This is a genomic window from Luteibacter sp. NPDC104163 (genome assembly GCF_055584245.1).
The window spans coordinates 45,563-63,023 of record NZ_JBVJMK010000020.1; the positions used below are offsets into that span (position 1 = coordinate 45,563).

The window sequence follows — 17,461 nt, forward strand, 5'->3', positions numbered from 1 at the left end:
GGGGGGTGTGGTTACGGGGGGCCCCCTGGGCCCCCCGGGGGGGGGGGGGGGGCGGGGGGGGGGGGGGGGGGGGTGGGGGCCCCCCCCCCGCGCCCCCCCCCCCGCCCCCACGACGCAGCAGTCCGTTACAGCGCTTCGAACACGCCGGCCGCGCCCATGCCGGTGCCGATGCACATGGTGACCATGCCGTACTTCTGCTTGCGGCGGCGCAGGCCGTGGATCAGCGTCGCGGCGCGGATGGCGCCGGTGGCACCGAGCGGGTGGCCGAGGGCGATGGCGCCGCCCAGCGGGTTCACCTTCGACGGATCCAGGCCGAGGTCACGGATGACCGCGAGGGCCTGGGCGGCGAACGCCTCGTTGAGCTCGATCCAGTCGAGCTGGTCCTGGCTGATGCCGGTCTGCTTCAGCGCCTTCGGGATCGCTTCCTTCGGGCCAATGCCCATGATGTCCGGGGCGACGCCAGCGACGGAGAAGCCGACGAAGCGGGCGAGCGGGGTCAGGCCGTAATCCTTGATGGCCTTTTCCGAAGCCAGCAGCAGCGCGCCGGCACCGTCGGACATCTGCGAGGAATTACCCGCGGTGACCGAGCCGCCGAACTGGCCGTTGCGGAACACCGGGCGCAGCTTGCCGAGCACCTCGAGCGACGTATCGGCGCGCGGGCCTTCGTCGATCGAAATGATCCGGCGGTCTTCCTTCACCGTGCGGTTCTTCAGGTCCGGGTAGCGGTCGTCGAGCTGGAACGGGGTGATCTCGTCCTTGAACTCGCCGTTCTGGATGGCGGCGAGCGCCTTCTGGTGCGATTGCAGGGCGAACGCATCCTGGTCCTCGCGGCTGACCTTCCAGCGTTCGGCGACCTTCTCTGCGGTGATGCCCATGCCGAAGGCGATCGCGCGGTTTTCGTCGTTCTCGAAGATCGCCGGGTTCATGGCGATCTTGTGGCCCATCATCGGCACCATGCTCATCGACTCGGTACCGCCGGCGAGCATCAGGTCGGCTTCACCCAGGCGGATGCGGTCGGCGGCCATGGCGATGGCCTGCACGCCCGATGAGCAGAAGCGGTTGATGGTGACGCCGGGGACCTGTTCCGGCAGGCCGGCCAGCAGCACGCCGATGCGCGCCACGTTCATGCCTTGCTCGGCTTCCGGCATGGCGCAGCCGATGATCGCGTCGGCGATCAGGGCCGGGTCGATGCCCGGCGCCTGCTCCATCACCGCACGGATGACGTGGGCGAGCAGGTCGTCGGGACGGGTATTACGGAACACGCCGCGCGGCGCCTTGCCTACCGGGGTACGGGTGGCGGCGACGATGTAGGCATCTTGCACTTGCTTGCTCATGGAATGCTTTCCTCAGTTACGCAGCGGCTTGCCGGTCGTCATCGTGTGGGCGATGCGGGCCTGGGTCTTTTCGGTCTGGGCCAGCTCGACGAAATGCTTGCGTTCCAGCGCGAGCAGCCACTCCTCATCCACGGCCGAGCCGCGCTCGATCGGGCCGCCCGACAGCGTGTCGGCGATGCGGCTGGCGATGTTGATGTCGTGCGGCGAGGCGAAGTAGCCCTCGGCCATGTTGGCAAGGCTGGCCTTGAACGTCGCCGTGCTGGTGTCGCCGGCAGCGGGAATGGCACGTGCCGGCATCGGCGGGCGGTAGCCCGATTCCGCCATGGCAAGCGCCTGGGCCTTGGCCACGTGCAGCAGTTCGTAGGCGTTGAAGACCACGATGTCTTCCTTGCGCAGCAGGCCGAGCGTCTTCGCTTCCAGCGCGCTGGTCGAGACCTTGGCCATAGCCACGGTCTCGAACACCTTCTTGAGGTATTCGAACGGGTCTTCCGGGTTCTGCTGCGCTGCGCGGACGGCGAGTTCCTTCAGGCCGCCACCCGCCGGCAGCAGGCCGACGCCAGCCTCGACGAGGCCGATGTAGCTCTCCAGCGCCGCAACGGTGCGTGCGGAGTGCATCTGGAACTCACAGCCGCCGCCAAGGGCCAGGCCGCGCACCGCGGCCACGACCGGCACCAGCGAGTACTTGATCGCCATGCTGGTGGCCTGGAAGTTCGCGACCATGGCCTCGAACTCGGCGAGCTTGCCAGCCTGGAGCAGGCCCAGCGCACCCTTGAGGTCGGCGCCGGCCGAGAACGGCTCGTTCGGCTGCCACAGCACCACGCCGCGGAACTGCTGTTCCGCCAGGCCGATCGCATGCTGGATGCCATCGAGCACGTGGTCGTTCACCGTGTTCATCTTGGTCTTGAACGAGATGACGCCGATGCCGTCGCCCTGCGTCCACAGGCGCACGCCATCGTTTTCCCACACCGTCGTGCCCTGGTCGAACTTCTCGCCCAGGATCGGATCCGGGAACGCCTGGCGGGCATAGACCGGGTGCGAGGAGCGCGGCTTCTCGGCGTTGGCGCTGGCCGAGTACGAGCCGGCCTTGCCGTGCACCCCGTTGCGGCCATCGGTGACCCATGCGGGCAGCGGCGCGCTGCTCATCGTCTTGCCGGCGGCGATGTCTTCCGCGATCCAGCCGGCGACCTGCTGCCAGCCAGCGGCCTGCCACAGCTCGAACGGACCGAGCTTCCAGCCGTAACCCCAGCGGATGGCGAAGTCGACATCGCGCGCGGTCTCGGCGATATCCGCCAGGTGGAAGGCCGTGTAATGGAAGAGGTCGCGGAACACCGCCCACAGGAACTGCGCCTGCGGATCGGACGAGGCGCGCAGCTTGCCGAACTTCTCGGCCGGATCCTTGATGGCCAGGATGGCGGCGACCTCATCGGAGGGCTTGCCCTCGGACGGGCGGTAGTCCTGCTTCTGCAGGTCCAGTACCACGATGTCCTTGCCGGCCTTGCGGTAGAAGCCGGCACCGGTCTTCTGGCCCAGCGCACCCTTGTCGATCAGGCCCTTCAGCCACACCGGCGGCTGGAAGTACTTGTGCCAGGGATCATCCGGCAGGGTATCGCCCATGGTCTTCACCACGTGGGCGAGCGTATCCAGGCCCACGACATCCGCGGTGCGGAAGGTGGCGCTCTTCGGGCGGCCGATCGCCGGGCCGGTCAGCGCATCGACGGTGTCGAAGCCCAGGCCGAACTGTTCGGTGTGGAACATCGTCGACAGCATCGAGAACACGCCGATGCGGTTGCCGATGAAGTTCGGGGTGTCCTTTGCGTAGACGACGCCCTTGCCGAGCGTGGTGGTCAGGAAGGCCTCGAGGCCTTCGAGCACGGCCGTATCGGTGAGCTTCGTCGGGATCAGCTCGACCAGGTGCATGTAGCGCGGCGGGTTGAAGAAATGCACGCCGGTAAAGCGGTGGCGGAGCTGTTCCGGCAGCGCTTCGGCGAGGCCATTGATCGACAGGCCCGAGGTGTTGCTGGCGAGGACGGCGGTCTTCGAGACGTGCGGAGCGATCTTCGTGTAGAGATCCAGCTTCCAGTCCATCCGCTCGGCGATGGCTTCGATGACCAGGTCCACGTCGGCGAGCTGGCCCAGGTCATCCTCGTAGTTCGCCGGGATGATGGCCGCGCCCAGGCTCTTCTCGGCCAGCGGGGCCGGCGAGAGCTTGGCCAGGTTGGCGATGGCCTTGAGGGCGATGCCGCTCTTCGGACCTTCCTTGGCGGGCAGGTCGAACAGGACGGTTTCCACGTTGGCGTTCGTCAGGTGCGCGGCAATCTGCGCGCCCATGACGCCGGCGCCGAGTACCGCGGCCTTGCGAATGCGTAGCGGTGTTGCGGTCATGGTGATCTCCAGGGTGCAAATAGTCGTTCCGGTCAGCGCGGGCTGGCCGGAGCGTTCGAAACGGATGGGTTGCGCATGCCGGCCGCGGCGAAGCGGATCAGGTGCTCGGCGGCGGTTTCGCGGTGGTCGCGCTCGGCGACGTCGCTCTTGCGCTGGATGATGCCGAAGTCGGCCATGGCGTAGGTCAGGGCGCCGGTGACGATATCCAGGCGCCAGTAGATGTCTTCCTTGGCCAGGCCGGGCAGCAGGCGGCCGAACTCGGTGGCGAACTGGCGCAGGATGTGGCCGTAGTTCTCCGAAAGGAACCGGCGCAGCGTCTCGTTATGCTCGGCATAGGCCCGGGCCAGGACGCGGACGAAGGCCGCGCCGCCGCCATCGGTACGGGAGAGGTCCAGTGCCGGGCGGATGTAGGCGTCGAGGACGTCCTCGAGGGTGGTGTCGTCCTTGCCGGCCAGGCGGTGCAGGGCGGCCAGGCGGCGGCTGTTCAGCTCGTCCAGGCGGCGGCGGAACACCTCCTCGATCAGCTTGTCCTTGGAGCCGAAGTGGTAGTTCACGGCGGCCAGGTTCACCCTGGCAGCGGCGGTGACCTGGCGCAGGGAGGCCCCGGCGAATCCATGGGTCGCGAACAGGGCTTCGGCCGCACCCAGGATCCGTTCCTTCGTACTGCGCTCACGTGAGGCGTAGGGGGCAGGGGTCATGGCGGGCCACTCCGGCGGGGTCAGTTTGAATCAAACGATCGTTTGAGAATACGCCTGCCCTTATTTGGTGGTCAATGTGCGCCGCACAAGCCTGCAATTGGGTTTCGGATGAGCTAGAATCCGTCAAGAATTCGTGAGCTAAGTCAGTCATTCCTGACGGCTTTGCCTTCAAACTTTCACCGGGCGCCCTCGCGGGGTCCGGCATGCTTTGTTTATTCCTACCCTTCCCGGAGTACCCGTATGGCGCTGGAGCGCACCCTTTCGATCATCAAGCCCGATGCCGTCAAGAAGAACGTCATCGGTGAAATCCTGGCCCGCTTTGAAAAGGCCGGCCTCAAGATCGTCGCCGCCAAGATGAAGCAGCTGACCCGCGAAGAGGCCGAAGGCTTCTACGCAGTGCACAAGGAGCGTCCGTTCTTCGGCGCCCTGGTCGAGTTCATGATCTCCGGCCCGGTGATGATCCAGGCGCTGGAAGGCGAAGGCGCGGTCCTGAAGAACCGTGACCTCATGGGCGCCACCAACCCGAAGGAAGCGGCCGCCGGCACCATCCGCGCCGACTTCGCCGAATCGATCGACGCCAATGCCGTGCACGGCTCGGATTCGCTCGAGAACGCCGCCAACGAGATCAAGTACTTCTTTAACGACTCGGACGTCGTTTCGCACTGAGAACTGCCGTGAATACGCCTGCCGACAAGGTCAACCTGCTCGACTTCGACCGCCAGGGGCTGCGCGATTTCTTCGCCAGCATTGGCGAGAAGCCGTATCGCGCGGACCAGGTCATGAAGTGGATCTACCACCGTCTTGAAAGCAATTTCGAGGCGATGACCGATGTCGGCAAGGCGCTTCGCGAAAAGCTCAATGCCACCTGTTATATCGGGCCGCCATCCACCGTCTTTGAAAAAGGCGCGGTGGATGGCACCCACAAGTGGCTGCTCGGCATGGATGGCGGTAACGCCATCGAAACCGTGTATATCCCGGAACCCACCCGCGGCACGCTCTGCGTGTCCTCGCAGGTGGGTTGCGCCCTGAACTGCCAGTTCTGCTCCACGGCGACCCAGGGCTTCTCGCGCAACCTCTCGACGGCCGAAATCATCGGCCAGATGTGGGTCGCGGCCAAATTCCTGGGCAACGTCACGCACCAGCAGCGCCGCATCACCAACGTGGTGATGATGGGCATGGGCGAGCCGTTGCTCAATTTCGATAACGTGGTGAAGGCCATGAGCCTGATGCGCGACGACCTGGGCTTCGGCCTGGCCAGCAAGCGCGTCACGCTCTCCACCGCCGGCCTGGTGCCGATGATCGACCGGCTGTCGGCCGAAAGCGACGTGTCGCTGGCGGTCTCGCTGCACGCCGCCAACGACGAGCTGCGTACCGAGCTGGTCCCGCTGAACAAGCGCTACAACCTGGCCGAGCTGGCCGGGGCCTGCGAGCGCTACATCCGCCGGGCGCCGCGTACCACCATCACGTTCGAATACACGCTGATGAAGGGCGTGAACGACCGCCCGGAACACGCGCGCCAGCTGATCAAGTTCATGCGCCGCCTGCCCGGTAATAACAAGGTCAACCTTATCCCGTTCAATCCGTTCCCGGGCACGCGTTTCGAACGCTCGGAGCCGGAGGAGATCCGCGCGTTCCAGACGCAGCTGTTGAACGCCGGGGTGCTTACCATGCTCCGCCGCACGCGCGGCGACGATATCGATGCCGCCTGCGGCCAGCTGAAGGGGCAGGTGGTCGATCGTACGCGCCGGCAGGCGGAGTTCCGCAAGAAGCTCGAAGAAGGGGTTGTGAATGCGGCTTGAGCGGTGGGGGATGCTGGCGGCGCTCGCGATGGCGTGCGCCGGTTGCGTGACGACCGGGGGAGACGGTCCGGGGGCCAACCTCAAGCCGGACTCCAAGGCGGACGAGCGCCGGCATGGCGCTGAGGTCCATACCGAGCTTGGCACCAAGTACATGGAGCAGGGCAACCTGGAAGGGGCCATGGGCAAGCTGAACAAGGCGGTCCAGTTCGATCCCACCTACGCCCCGGCACACACCGTGCTGGGCGTGCTCTACGAGCGCATCAACGATCCTGCCAACGCCGAGCTGCAGTACCGCAAGGCGGTGGAACTCGACCCGAAGAAGGGCGACCCCAACAACAACCTCGCCGTGTTCCTCTGCAAGCAGGGGCGCGCCGGGGATGCCAAGCCGTACTTCGACCGTGCCCTGGCCGATCCGTTCTACGGTACGCCCGACCTGGCCCTGTCGAACGCCGGCACGTGCGAACTGAAAGCGAAGGATTACGACGGGGCCGAGGCGTACTTCCGCAAGGCGCTCGAGCGTAATCCGCGAAACCCGGACGCCCTGTATCAGATGGCGAACGTGTTGTACCTTAAGAACGATGCATTCCGGGCCCGCGCATTCCTCCAGCGTTTCGACGCGCTGGGCGTGAGCAGCCCGGATGCGTTGAAGCTCGGTCACGATATCGAGCTCCGTCTGGGCAACGGGGAGGTTGCCCAGGACTATGCCAAACGCCTGCGTGAAAAGTTCCCGGATTCGGAACCCGCGCACGCACTCGAAGCCACTGCACGTCAATGACCACTGCATCGTCGAATTCCAACGGTCGGGACGGACGCGAACAGGATCTGTTCGCCGGCATCGAGCCCTTTGTGAACAGGGAGGACGCCATGGACCCGCAGACTGATTCCCAGGCCACCGATGGTGGCCGCGTCCTGATCGACCACGCCCCCTCGCAGGAGGGCCACTTCGGTGCCCGGCTGCGCGCGGCGCGCGAGGCCCGGGGCTATACGGTCGAAGCCTGCGGCCAGGCCCTGCGCCTGCCCGTGCGCCTGCTGCGCCAGCTCGAGGCCGGCGAGTACGGCGGTATCGACTACCAGGTGTACCTGAGCGGTTACCTCACCAAATACGGTCGCCATGTCGGCGTGGACGAGGACGCCATCCAGGCCGAGCTCGGCCGCCTGGCTCCGCGCCAGCCCGACCTCGTCGTCACCGGCGGCGTCTCGCATTCGCGCTACCTGCTCGAGCGCTATGTCACCGCGGCGACCTACGTGGTCCTGACGGCGATCATCGTGGTGCCCATGGTGTGGCTGGGCGTGCGTGGCACGCTCGATCGTGACATGCCGCGCCTTGCCCCGCTGGATGCCGCGCCCGTGGCCCAGCAGGATGCGCCGGCCGCTGCCTCCAGCAGCGGCGCGCTCGTCGCATCGGCGGCACCCGCACAGGCCGCGGCCCCTGCGGAAGCCCGCCCGGAAGACCAGCAGCCGGTGCTGGCCAGCATGGCCATGTTCCCGCCGCTCGACCACAGCGCGACGAAGACCCCGCTGGCGACCAGTGCGGCCGCACCCGCCGCGGTGACCTCCGGCCAGGGTGGGCACGACCTCACGCTGAACCTGCCTTCGGCGAGCTGGGTGGAAGTCACCGATGCCGCCGGCCAGCGCCTGGAATACGGCATCCTGCCCGCCGGCACGCAGAAGTCGTACCACAGCGATTCCGCGCTCGATGTGCGCATCGGCAACGCGAACGGCGCCCAGGCGTCGGTCGATGGCCAGCCCGTGCAGATCGAAACCTTCCGCCGCGCCAACGTCGCCCGCTTCCGCGTCGATGTGCGTGATGGCAAGGCCTCGCCGGTCGCCTACTGATTGACCCGGCGCCGCCTCGCGGCGCTTTTCGGGTATCCTTGCCTATTGATCCGCGCGGCCGTCCCCGGACGGCCGGCGTGGGCCCGTTTCTTCCAAGGTTTGCTGCGCCCGGTGCGCAGTGGGTGATTGCATGGCATTCGACGTTTACGACGATTACGAACAGGGCGAACGCGTCCAGCAGTGGCTCCGCAAGAACGGCGTAAGCATCGCCGTCGGCATCGCCCTCGGCCTGGTGCTGATCTTTGGCTGGCAGCAGTGGAAGTCGCACCGCGCCGGCCATGAGCAGGCCGCCGCCAACGAATACGGCGCCCTCCAGGCGGCCGACGCCGCCAACAAGACCAGCGAAGCCGATGTCCGCACCGAGACCCTGATGAAGGAGTACTCGGATACGGCGTGGGCCGTGTTCGCCGCCGGCGAGCGCGCGCAGCGCAACGTCATGGCCGCGCAGTACGACAAGGCCGCGGGCGACCTCGACTGGGCCCAGGCCCATGCGAAGGATGACACCCTCAAGACCCTCGTCGGCCTGCGCGTGGCGCAGCTGAAGGCCGCCCAGGGCAAGCCGCAGGAAGCGCTCGCCGCGCTCGATGCGCTCAACGGCAAGGGCTTTTCGGCCTCCACCGAGGAACTCCGCGGCGACGTGCTGGTCAAGCTGGGACGCCAGGACGACGCTCGCAAGGCCTACCAGGCGGCGATCGCCGCCATGGGCAACAGCGCACCGCAGCGCGGTGTGGTTCAAACCAAACTCGATGATCTGGCCGTGGCCGGGAAGCAGGGTGCATGAAACGTTTCTGGGCAATCGCGTTGACCTCCTCACTGGCCGCCGTGGCCGGCTGCCATTCGTTCAAGAAGGAAAACGTCGAACCGCCGACCCCGCTCGACAAGAAGTTCGAGCCGTCCATCAAGGTGGAGCGCCTGTGGAAGAACAGCGTCGGTGACGGCGCCGCCGAATCCGGCATCCGCATGCGTCCGGCCGTGGTCGATGGCGTCGTGTACGCCGCCAGCACCGACGGCAAGATGGCCGCGTTCGACGCGAATACCGGCAAGACCCTGTGGTCGAAGAGCATCCGCCAGCACGGCTGGTTCGGCTGGGGTGATGCCAAGCGCGAAGATGCGCGCTTCTCGGGTGGCCCGGGCGTGGCGGGTGACCTCGCCGCCGTCGGTACGCTCGATGGCCACGTCTACGCCATGAACGCGAAGGATGGCGAGCGCCGCTGGGCCGCCGAGGTCTCGTCCGAGGTCGTGACGGCCCCGGTCGTTACCGCCGACCTCGTCGTGGTCCGCTGCAACGATGGCCGCGTCTACGGCCTGGATGCGAAGACCGGCGAGCGTCGCTGGGTCTACGACCAGTCCCAGGTCCCGCTGCTCAGCCTGCGCGGCAACGGCCGCCTGCTCGTCGCGAACGGCGTGGTGTTCATGGGCAGCGATGCCGGCAAGCTGGTCGCCATCCGCCTCGATAACGGCGAAAAGCTCTGGGAGCAGACCCTCGCCAGCGGCGAAGGCCGTACCGAGATCGATCGCCTGAATGACGCCGATGGCGCCATCGTCCTGGACGGCACCACCCTTTACGGTGGCGCGTACCACGGCGACATCGCCGCGTTCGATGGCCCCAGCGGCCGTCCGCTGTGGAACCACAAGTTCTCGACGTTCACTTCGCTCGACGTGCACGACAACTCGCTCTACGGCGTGGACGACACCTCGCAGGTGTTCGCCTTCGACAAGAGCAGCGGTGCCAACATCTGGAAGCAGGATGCACTGAAGTGGCGCTGGGTTTCGGCCCCGTCCGCCCAGGGCAACTATGTGGTGGTGGGCGATCTCGATGGCCACATCCACTGGCTTAACGGCACCGACGGCAAGATCGTCGGTCGTGAGCGCCTGTCGAAGAAGGCCATCCGTTCGCAGCCCGTCGTTTCCGGCGATACCGTGTACGTGGAAGACGTGGAAGGCCACGTCGGCGCGTACCGCGTCGCCCATTGATTCACTGAAGGACCTTAGCTTTCCCCATGTTGCCCGTCATCGCCCTGGTCGGCCGCCCCAACGTCGGTAAGTCGACCCTATTCAATGCGCTGACGCGTAGCAGGGACGCCCTCGTCGCCGATATGCCCGGCGTCACCCGTGATCGCCACTACGGCGTCTGCCATCTTGGCGAGCGCCCGTTCGTGGTCGTCGATACGGGTGGCCTCTCCGGCAGCGACGAAGGCATCGAAGGCCTGACCGCGCAGCAGGTTCGTCTCGCCATTGCCGAGGCGAACCTGCTCGTCTTCGTGGTGGATGCCCGTGATGGCATCCTCCCGCTCGATGCCTCGATCCTCAGCGAGCTCCGCCGCAGCGGCAAGCCGATCGTCGTCGTGGTCAACAAGACCGATGGCACCGACGAGCCGTCCGTCATGGGCGAGTTCGCCCGGTTCGGTGTCGCCGAAACGCTGCCGATGTCGGCCGCGCACAATCGCGGCGTCGATGTACTGGTAGCGCACGCCATGCCGCACCTGCCCGTCGATGAAGACGAGGAAGGCGAAGGTCGTCCGTCGCTGGAAGAGCAGGGCATCCGCGTGGCCATCGTCGGCCGCCCGAACGCCGGCAAGTCCACCCTGATCAACCGCCTGCTCGGTGAGGACCGCCTCATCGTGTCCGACCTGGCCGGCACCACGCGCGATCCGATTCGCGTGGCGCTGGAGCGGGATGGCCGGCGGTTCACGCTGATCGACACCGCGGGCGTCCGCCGCAAGGCGCGCGTCGAGGAGGCGGTGGAGAAATTCAGCGTCATCAAGACGCTGCAGTCGATCTCCGCGGCGCAGATCACCGTGCTGATGATTGATGCGCGCGAGAACCTCGCCGACCAGGACCTCACCCTGATCGGCCATGTCATCGAAGAAGGTCGCGCGCTCGTCATCGCCGTCAACAAGTGGGACGGCCTCGATGCCTACCAGCGCGACCAGACGGTGAAGGCGCTGGAGCGCCGCCTGCAGTTCGCCAGCTGGGCGAAGATCGTATTCATTTCGGCGCTGCACGGTTCGGGCATGCGTGAACTGATGCGTTCCGTGGTGCGTGCCCACGCGGCCGCCACCAAGGAACTCACGGCCAGCGACCTGACCCGCGCGCTGGAGAAGGCCTACGAGTCGTACCAGCCGCCGCTGGTTCGCGGCCACGCGCCCAAGCTGCGCTATGCGCACCCGGGCGGCAACAACCCGCCGACGATCGTCATCCACGGCAGCCGAACGAAGCACATCGCGCCGGCGTACCGCCGTTATCTCGAGAACTTCTTCCGCACGCGCTACAAGCTGGAAGGCACCCCGATCCGCATCGACTTCCGCGACGGTGAAAACCCGTTCGCCGGCAAGAAAAACGTGCTGACGGCAAGCCAGGCCCGCAGCCGCCAGCGCATGATCCGCAACGCGAAGCGGCGCGAGAAATAACCGCGCCGCACCTGCCGGGGGTGCCCGCATGACCGAAGGCCTTGATCGCGAGCGCTGGTTGAACGACCTGCGCCAGCGCGTGCCCGAAACCACGGCCGCCGACGCGCTGGCCCGCCAGCTTGGCGGCGCGCTGCTGATCGACGTACGCGAGGATAACGAGCGTGCCACCGGTTCACCGGAGGGTGCGGTCGGACTCTCGCGTGGCTTCCTCGAATTGCGTATCGAGCAGGTCGAGCCCGATCGGGATCGCGATGTGCTCCTTCTGTGTGGGAGCGGCCAGCGCTCGCTGCTGGCGGGCGAGGCATTGCAGCGCATGGGTTATCGCCGGGTGCACTCCGTGGCGGGCGGCATGGCCGCCTGGAAGGCAGCCGGCCTCCCGGTGAGTGCCGGTGCCCTGGATAGCGACGCGGCCGAGCGTTACAGCCGCCAGATCCTCCTGCCGCAGGTGGGTGAAGCCGGGCAGGCAAAGCTTGCCGCCGCGCGCATCGTGGTCATCGGTGCCGGCGGCCTTGGCGCCCCGGCACTGCTTTACCTGGCGGCGGCGGGTGTCGGCCATATCACCATCATCGATGACGATCGGGTGGAGCGATCGAACCTGCACCGTCAGGTCGTCCACGCCGATGCGCGGGTAGGGATGGGCAAGGCCGATTCGGCCCGGATGGCCTTGCTGGCCCTGAATCCGCGGGTCGAGGTGCGGGTGGTTACCGAGCGCCTGCGCGCGGAGAACGTCGAGGCCCTGATCCGCGACCACGACGTGGTGATCGACGGCGCCGACAACTTCGCGACACGCTACCTGCTGGCCGCGGCGACGCGCCGGCTGGGCATCCCCATGGTCTACGCCGCGATCGAGCGTTTCACCGGCCAGGCCAGCGTGTTCGATCCGCGGCTCGATGAGTCGCCATGCTATCGCTGCCTGTTCCCCGAACCGCCCGCGGCGGCCGATGCGCCGAACTGCGCCGAAGCCGGCGTACTCGGCGTGCTCCCCGGGGTGCTCGGGCTGGTCCAGGCCACCGAGGCCCTCAAGCTGCTCCTCGGCATCGGCCAGCCACTGGTCGGCCGCCTGCTCACCTATGACGCGCTGGGCATGCGCTTCCGCGAGCTGACCCTGCGCCGTGATCCCGCCTGTCCCGGCTGCGGCCCCGATGCGGTGTTCAACGGCTACACCGACCTGGAACACATGTGCGCTGCCGCGCTGTAGGAGCACGCTGTGGGATGGTGCTGTGGGAGCGCGCTTCTACAACGGCGGGATGACGGAGTACATGGCTGCATCGACTGGCTTATCGTTGATTACCAATCGGTTACGCAACATTCCTTCGAAACTACCTCCGATACGCTCGGCGGCTTTCCGGCTCGGCAGGTTGTCTTGCGCCGCCACGATTTCCACTCGCGTGACACCCACGACATCAAACGCCCAGGGCAGGGCAAGCTTCCCCGCGCGGGTCACGATGCCCTTGCCGTGTTCCGACTCGCGCACCCAATAACCTAGGTTCGCGAACCGGTGCTCGCGATGGCGCTGGTTGACGCCCATGCCGCCGAGGAAACGGCCGGTCTGCGCATCGACGATGATCATCTCGAAGCCATCGCCGAGCAGCCACGCCTGCTTGCAGAGTCGGATCCAGTCCTGCGCCGTCGCGGTGTCGTAGTCCGCGCGAGCCCAGGCCAGCCATGGGCCCGCCGTGCCCACGGATTCCCGGACCGCTTCCGCAAGGGCTTCGGCATCGTCGTCGCGGTAGGCGCGCAGGCGGACGACGCCATCGCTCAGGTCATGCGGGTAGGGCACGGTATCAATGGTCATTCCCCATTAAATCACGGATAATGCACCGCTTTTCGCAGGGCGAACTTTCCATGACGGCACGTATCCTCGACGGCAAGCGCATCGCCCACGAATTGCTGGAGCACATCGCGCTACGCGTTGCCAAACGCGTCGCCGAAGGTCGCCGCAAGCCCGGTCTCGCGGTGGTGCTGGTCGGCAACGACGCCGCCTCCGCGGTGTACGTCAAGAACAAGCGCCGCGCCTGCCAGCAGGTGGGCTTCGAATCGTTCGGCTACGACCTGCCGGCCGAGACCTCGCAGGAAGAGCTGTTCGCGCTGATCGATAACCTCAATGCCGATCCGGCGGTGCACGGCATCCTCGTGCAGTCGCCGCTGCCCGATCACATTGACGAAGACGCGCTGGTGGACCGCATCGACGCGCGCAAGGACGTCGATGGCTTCCAGGCGGTGAACGTCGGCCGCCTGGCACTGCGCCGTTTCGGCCTGCGCCCGTGCACGCCGAAGGGCGTCATGACCCTGCTGGGCCACACGGATCGCCCCGTGCGCGGCCGCCATGCCGTGATCGTCGGCGTCTCGAACCATGTCGGCCGCCCGCTTGCGCTTGAGCTATTAATTGCTGGCTGCACAGTGACTTGCTGCCATAAGTTCACGCAGGATCTCGAAAGCTTCGTCCGCCAGGCCGACATCCTCGTCGTGGCCGCCGGCAAGCCGGGTCTCGTAAAGGGCGAATGGGTGAAGGACGGCGCCGTGGTGGTGGACGTAGGCATCAACCGCCTGGAAGACGGGCGCCTGGTCGGCGACGTCGAGTTCGCCCCGGCCGCGAAGCGCGCCTCGTGGATCACCCCGGTACCCGGCGGTGTCGGCCCGATGACCGTGGCGACCCTGATGGAAAACACCCTGGAAGCCGCCGAAGCCCTCGACGCCTGAAGCGCAGGCCTTGCGGGAGCGCGCTTGCGCGCGATGGGTGCTCGCCACCAGACCCCATCGCGCGCAAGCGCGCTCCCACGGCCGGGTGCGGCAAAGCTGTCGCACCCACTGTCGCAATGTTGCAACGCAGGGTATAATGGCGTGATTTACTCGCGGGACTAATGCTATGCGCATCCTTGCCGAGGCACTCACTTACGACGACGTGTTTCTGGTTCCCGGCCACTCCACGGTACTGCCGCGCGATGTGGATACTTCAACGCGGTTCACCCGCGGCCTCCGCCTGAACATCCCGATCGTGTCCGCTGCCATGGATACCGTCACCGAGGCGCGACTGGCGATCACCATGGCCCAGAACGGCGGCATGGGAATCATCCACAAGAACATGACGTTCGATCAGCAGGCCGCACAGGTCCGCCTGGTCAAGAAGTTCGAAGCGGGCGTCATCCGCAGCCCGATCACCGTGCGTCCCGATACCTCCATCGGTGAAGTCATCGCACTGACCCGCGCGCACAACATCTCCGGTGTCCCCGTCGTCGACGGCGAGCGCCTGGTCGGCATCGTGACCGGCCGCGACATGCGCTTCGAGCGCAAGCACGACGACCCGGTCCGCAACATCATGACGCGCGAAGAGCGCCTCATCACGGTGAAGGAAGGCGCGTCGCACGACGAAGTCCTCGAACTCCTCCACCGCAACCGCATCGAAAAGGTCCTCGTCGTCAACGACGACTTCCAGCTCCGTGGCCTGATCACGGTGAAGGACATCCAGAAGGCCCGCGACAACCCCAACGCCGCCAAGGATTCGCATGAGCGCCTGGTCGTCGGTGCCGCGGTGGGCGTGGGTGGCGACACCGAACAGCGCGTCGAGGCCCTCGTGGCCGCGGGCGTGGACGTCATCGTCGTCGACACCGCGCACGGCCATTCGCAGGGCGTGATCGATCGCGCCGGCTGGGTGAAGAAGCGCTACCCGCAGGTGCAGGTCATCGCCGGCAACATCGTCACCGGTGAAGCCGCGCGTGCGCTGCTCGATGCCGGCGTCGATGCCGTCAAGGTCGGCGTGGGCCCGGGCTCCATCTGCACCACCCGTATCGTCACCGGTATCGGCGTGCCGCAGATCACCTCAATCGACCTGGTCGCCACCGCGCTGAAGGGCGAAATCCCGCTCATCGCCGACGGCGGCATCCGCTACTCCGGCGATATCCCGAAGGCCTTGGCCGCCGGCGCGTCGTCGGTCATGCTGGGCTCCATGTTCGCCGGCACCGAGGAATCCCCGGGCGAGGTCGAACTCTTCCAGGGCCGCTCCTACAAGAGCTACCGCGGCATGGGCTCCATCGGCGCCATGCAGCTCGGCTCGAAGGACCGTTACTTCCAGGATGAAGCCGACGCCGACAAGCTCGTGCCGGAAGGCATCGAAGGTCGCGTGCCGTACCGTGGCTCGATCCGCAACATCATCCACCAGATGATGGGCGGCCTGCGTGCCTCCATGGGTTACATGGGCACGGCCAACATCGAAGAGATCCACGAGAAGGCGCAGTTCGTGAAGGTGACCGGTGCCGGCGTGCGCGAGGCGCACCCGCACGATATCCAGATCACGAAGGAAGCACCAAACTACCGCGTCCTGGATTGATGCCCCGGGGCATCCGCGCCAGGTAACACAGGACGCCCGCGACACGTGGGCGTTCTGCTTTTCGCATACCGTATTTTTTACTGCAGGCCGCCACGATGACCGATATCCATAGCGACAAGATCCTCATCCTCGACTTTGGCTCGCAGTACACGCAGCTGATCGCCCGCCGCATCCGCGAGATCGGCGTCTATTGCGAAGTGTGGGCGTGGGATCACGCGCCGGAAGAGATCCCGGGCTTCAACCCGCGTGGCGTCATCCTCTCCGGCGGCCCGGAATCGGTCACCGAGGCGGATTCGCCGCGCGCACCGCAGGTGGTCTTCGAACTGGGCGTGCCGGTGCTCGGCATCTGCTACGGCATGCAGACCATGTCCGAACAGCTCGGCGGCAAGGTCGAAGCCGGCCACCACCGCGAGTTCGGTCCGGCCACGGTCACGTTCGCCTCGTGCGGCCTGTTCGATAGCGTCATGGATGACGGCGAGTCGCTCGGCGTGTGGATGTCCCATGGCGATCGCGTCACGAAGCTGCCGGAAGGCTTCCGTTCTACTGCATCGACCGCGAGCCTGCCGCTGGCCGCCATGGCCGACGACGAGCGCCGCTTCTACGGCCTGCAGTTCCACCCGGAAGTCACCCACACCAAGAAGGGCATGGAGCTGCTCCGCCGCTTCGTGGTCGACCTGTGCGGTTCGGACACCCTGTGGGATGCCGCCCACATCATCGAGGACGCGGTCGCCCGTGTGCGTGAGCAGGTCGGTTCCGACCGCGTGCTGCTCGGCCTGAGCGGCGGCGTCGACTCCTCGGTGGTCGCCGCGCTGCTGGAGAAGGCCATCGGCCACCAGCTCACCTGCGTGTTCGTCGACACCGGCCTGCTGCGCTTCCAGGAAGGCGACCAGGTCATGGCCACCATGGCCGAGCACATGGGCGTGCACGTCATCCGCGTGGATGCGAAGCGGCGCTTCTTCGACGCCCTGGCCGGCGTGGAAGACCCGGAAGCCAAGCGCAAGGTTATCGGCCGCCTGTTCGTCGAAGTGTTCGACGAAGAGTCCGCCAAGCTCGAGGGCGTGAAGTGGCTCGCCCAGGGCACGATCTACCCCGACGTCATCGAATCCGCCGGCAGCAAGACCGGCAAGGCCCACGTCATCAAGAGCCACCACAACGTCGGCGGCCTGCCGGAGCACATGAAGCTCAAGCTGGTCGAGCCGCTGCGTGAGCTGTTCAAGGATGAAGTGCGCCGCATCGGCGTCGAACTCGGCCTGCCGCGTGAGATGGTCTACCGCCACCCGTTCCCGGGCCCGGGCCTCGGCGTGCGCGTGCTGGGCGAAGTGAAGCCGGAATACGTCGACCTGCTGCAGCGCGCCGATGCGATCTTCATCGAAGAGCTGCGCGCGCACGGGCTGTACGACCGGGTGAGCCAGGCGTTCGCGGTGTTCCTGCCGGTGCGTTCGGTGGGCGTGGTCGGTGATGGCCGCGCTTACGAGTGGGTTATTGCCCTGCGCGCCGTGGAGACGATCGACTTCATGACGGCGCACTGGGCGCACCTGCCGTATGACTTCCTTGATAAGTGCTCTACACGTATTATCAACGAGTTGCGCGGTATTTCTCGTGTTGTTTATGACATTTCGGGGAAGCCGCCGGCTACGATTGAGTGGGAGTAAGGCGAGCCCGCAAGGGGGCCTTCTGG

At 66.5% G+C, this 17,461-nt stretch carries 15 protein-coding genes; 11 read left to right on the top strand and 4 right to left on the bottom strand.

The window, feature by feature from the left end:
* Positions 1-125: 125 nt before the first annotated feature.
* Genes ACZ6YI_RS19035 through ACZ6YI_RS19045 form a run of 3 tightly spaced genes read right to left on the bottom strand, consistent with a single transcriptional unit; the run spans position 126 to position 4,414 of the window.
* Positions 126-1,334 carry an acetyl-CoA C-acyltransferase gene (locus ACZ6YI_RS19035; RefSeq protein WP_440327543.1) on the bottom strand — a complete coding sequence of 403 codons (1,209 nt, stop codon included), beginning with the start codon at positions 1,332-1,334 and terminating at the stop codon, positions 126-128.
* 12 nt (positions 1,335-1,346) lie between these two features.
* Positions 1,347-3,716, bottom strand: a complete 2,370-nt coding sequence (locus ACZ6YI_RS19040; RefSeq protein WP_440327544.1) for a 3-hydroxyacyl-CoA dehydrogenase/enoyl-CoA hydratase family protein — start codon at positions 3,714-3,716, stop codon at positions 1,347-1,349.
* 32 nt (positions 3,717-3,748) lie between these two features.
* Positions 3,749-4,414, bottom strand: a complete 666-nt coding sequence (locus ACZ6YI_RS19045) for a TetR/AcrR family transcriptional regulator (protein WP_440327545.1) — start codon at positions 4,412-4,414, stop codon at positions 3,749-3,751.
* 240 nt (positions 4,415-4,654) lie between these two features.
* Between ACZ6YI_RS19045 and ndk the strand changes: the two genes are divergently transcribed.
* The 8 genes from ndk (at position 4,655) to moeB (ending at position 12,657) form a co-directional block, all read left to right on the top strand.
* Positions 4,655-5,080 carry a nucleoside-diphosphate kinase gene (ndk, locus tag ACZ6YI_RS19050; protein ID WP_247426371.1) on the top strand — a complete coding sequence of 142 codons (426 nt, stop codon included), beginning with the start codon at positions 4,655-4,657 and terminating at the stop codon, positions 5,078-5,080.
* A gap of 8 nt (positions 5,081-5,088) precedes the next feature.
* Positions 5,089-6,213 carry a dual-specificity RNA methyltransferase RlmN gene (rlmN, locus tag ACZ6YI_RS19055; RefSeq protein ID WP_440327546.1) on the top strand — a complete coding sequence of 375 codons (1,125 nt, stop codon included), beginning with the start codon at positions 5,089-5,091 and terminating at the stop codon, positions 6,211-6,213.
* Complete coding sequence (gene pilW / locus ACZ6YI_RS19060) at positions 6,203-6,988, top strand: type IV pilus biogenesis/stability protein PilW (RefSeq protein WP_465780014.1); 786 nt, start codon at positions 6,203-6,205, stop codon at positions 6,986-6,988. Before rlmN ends, pilW begins: the two co-directional genes overlap by 11 nt.
* Before the next feature lie 89 nt (positions 6,989-7,077).
* On the top strand, positions 7,078-8,049 hold the full coding sequence (locus ACZ6YI_RS19065) for a helix-turn-helix domain-containing protein (RefSeq protein WP_465780015.1): 972 nt from the start codon (positions 7,078-7,080) through the stop codon (positions 8,047-8,049).
* Between the two features lie 130 nt (positions 8,050-8,179).
* Positions 8,180-8,830, top strand: coding sequence for a YfgM family protein (locus ACZ6YI_RS19070; RefSeq protein WP_465780016.1), 651 nt, complete (start codon positions 8,180-8,182; stop codon positions 8,828-8,830).
* Positions 8,827-10,023 (top strand): outer membrane protein assembly factor BamB, encoded by a 1,197-nt coding sequence (gene bamB / locus ACZ6YI_RS19075; protein ID WP_465780017.1) that lies wholly within the window; start codon positions 8,827-8,829, stop codon positions 10,021-10,023. The genes ACZ6YI_RS19070 and bamB overlap by 4 nt, the downstream gene beginning before the upstream one ends.
* A gap of 26 nt (positions 10,024-10,049) precedes the next feature.
* Positions 10,050-11,459: a ribosome biogenesis GTPase Der gene (der, locus tag ACZ6YI_RS19080; RefSeq protein WP_465780018.1), complete on the top strand. Its 1,410-nt coding sequence runs from the start codon at positions 10,050-10,052 to the stop codon at positions 11,457-11,459.
* 28 nt (positions 11,460-11,487) lie between these two features.
* A complete protein-coding gene (moeB, locus tag ACZ6YI_RS19085; protein WP_465780019.1) occupies positions 11,488-12,657 on the top strand; it encodes a molybdopterin-synthase adenylyltransferase MoeB in 1,170 nt (389 codons plus the stop codon).
* A 36-nt stretch (positions 12,658-12,693) separates the two neighbouring features.
* Here moeB and ACZ6YI_RS19090 read toward each other — a convergent pair whose 3' ends face one another.
* Positions 12,694-13,254, bottom strand: a complete 561-nt coding sequence (locus tag ACZ6YI_RS19090; protein ID WP_465780020.1) for a GNAT family N-acetyltransferase — start codon at positions 13,252-13,254, stop codon at positions 12,694-12,696.
* Positions 13,255-13,304: 50 nt separating this feature from the next.
* On the opposite strand from ACZ6YI_RS19090, the gene folD reads away from it, so the two are divergent.
* From folD to guaA, 3 genes are all read left to right on the top strand, one after another.
* Positions 13,305-14,159 carry a bifunctional methylenetetrahydrofolate dehydrogenase/methenyltetrahydrofolate cyclohydrolase FolD gene (gene folD, locus ACZ6YI_RS19095; RefSeq protein ID WP_440327554.1) on the top strand — a complete coding sequence of 285 codons (855 nt, stop codon included), beginning with the start codon at positions 13,305-13,307 and terminating at the stop codon, positions 14,157-14,159.
* Positions 14,160-14,325: 166 nt separating this feature from the next.
* Entirely contained in the window at positions 14,326-15,783 is a 1,458-nt protein-coding gene (gene guaB, locus ACZ6YI_RS19100; protein ID WP_247336822.1) for an IMP dehydrogenase, read from the top strand.
* Positions 15,784-15,878: 95 nt separating this feature from the next.
* Entirely contained in the window at positions 15,879-17,435 is a 1,557-nt protein-coding gene (gene guaA, locus ACZ6YI_RS19105; protein ID WP_465780021.1) for a glutamine-hydrolyzing GMP synthase, read from the top strand.
* Positions 17,436-17,461 lie beyond the last annotated feature (26 nt).

Excerpts from the sequence above, each read along its gene's own strand:
- ACZ6YI_RS19045 (WP_440327545.1), bottom strand. The coding sequence starts at position 4,414 with ATGACCCCTGCCCCCTACGCCTCACGTGAGCGCAGTACGAAGGAACGG.
- pilW (WP_465780014.1), top strand. The coding sequence starts at position 6,203 with ATGCGGCTTGAGCGGTGGGGGATGCTGGCGGCGCTCGCGATGGCGTGC.
- guaA (WP_465780021.1), top strand. The coding sequence starts at position 15,879 with ATGACCGATATCCATAGCGACAAGATCCTCATCCTCGACTTTGGCTCG.
- moeB (WP_465780019.1), top strand. The coding sequence starts at position 11,488 with ATGACCGAAGGCCTTGATCGCGAGCGCTGGTTGAACGACCTGCGCCAG.
- ACZ6YI_RS19035 (WP_440327543.1), bottom strand. The coding sequence starts at position 1,334 with ATGAGCAAGCAAGTGCAAGATGCCTACATCGTCGCCGCCACCCGTACC.
- folD (WP_440327554.1), top strand. The coding sequence starts at position 13,305 with ATGACGGCACGTATCCTCGACGGCAAGCGCATCGCCCACGAATTGCTG.
- ndk (WP_247426371.1), top strand. The coding sequence starts at position 4,655 with ATGGCGCTGGAGCGCACCCTTTCGATCATCAAGCCCGATGCCGTCAAG.
- der (WP_465780018.1), top strand. The coding sequence starts at position 10,050 with ATGTTGCCCGTCATCGCCCTGGTCGGCCGCCCCAACGTCGGTAAGTCG.
- guaB (WP_247336822.1), top strand. The coding sequence starts at position 14,326 with ATGCGCATCCTTGCCGAGGCACTCACTTACGACGACGTGTTTCTGGTT.
- ACZ6YI_RS19040 (WP_440327544.1), bottom strand. The coding sequence starts at position 3,716 with ATGACCGCAACACCGCTACGCATTCGCAAGGCCGCGGTACTCGGCGCC.
- ACZ6YI_RS19065 (WP_465780015.1), top strand. The coding sequence starts at position 7,078 with ATGGACCCGCAGACTGATTCCCAGGCCACCGATGGTGGCCGCGTCCTG.
- bamB (WP_465780017.1), top strand. The coding sequence starts at position 8,827 with ATGAAACGTTTCTGGGCAATCGCGTTGACCTCCTCACTGGCCGCCGTG.
- ACZ6YI_RS19070 (WP_465780016.1), top strand. The coding sequence starts at position 8,180 with ATGGCATTCGACGTTTACGACGATTACGAACAGGGCGAACGCGTCCAG.
- ACZ6YI_RS19090 (WP_465780020.1), bottom strand. The coding sequence starts at position 13,254 with ATGACCATTGATACCGTGCCCTACCCGCATGACCTGAGCGATGGCGTC.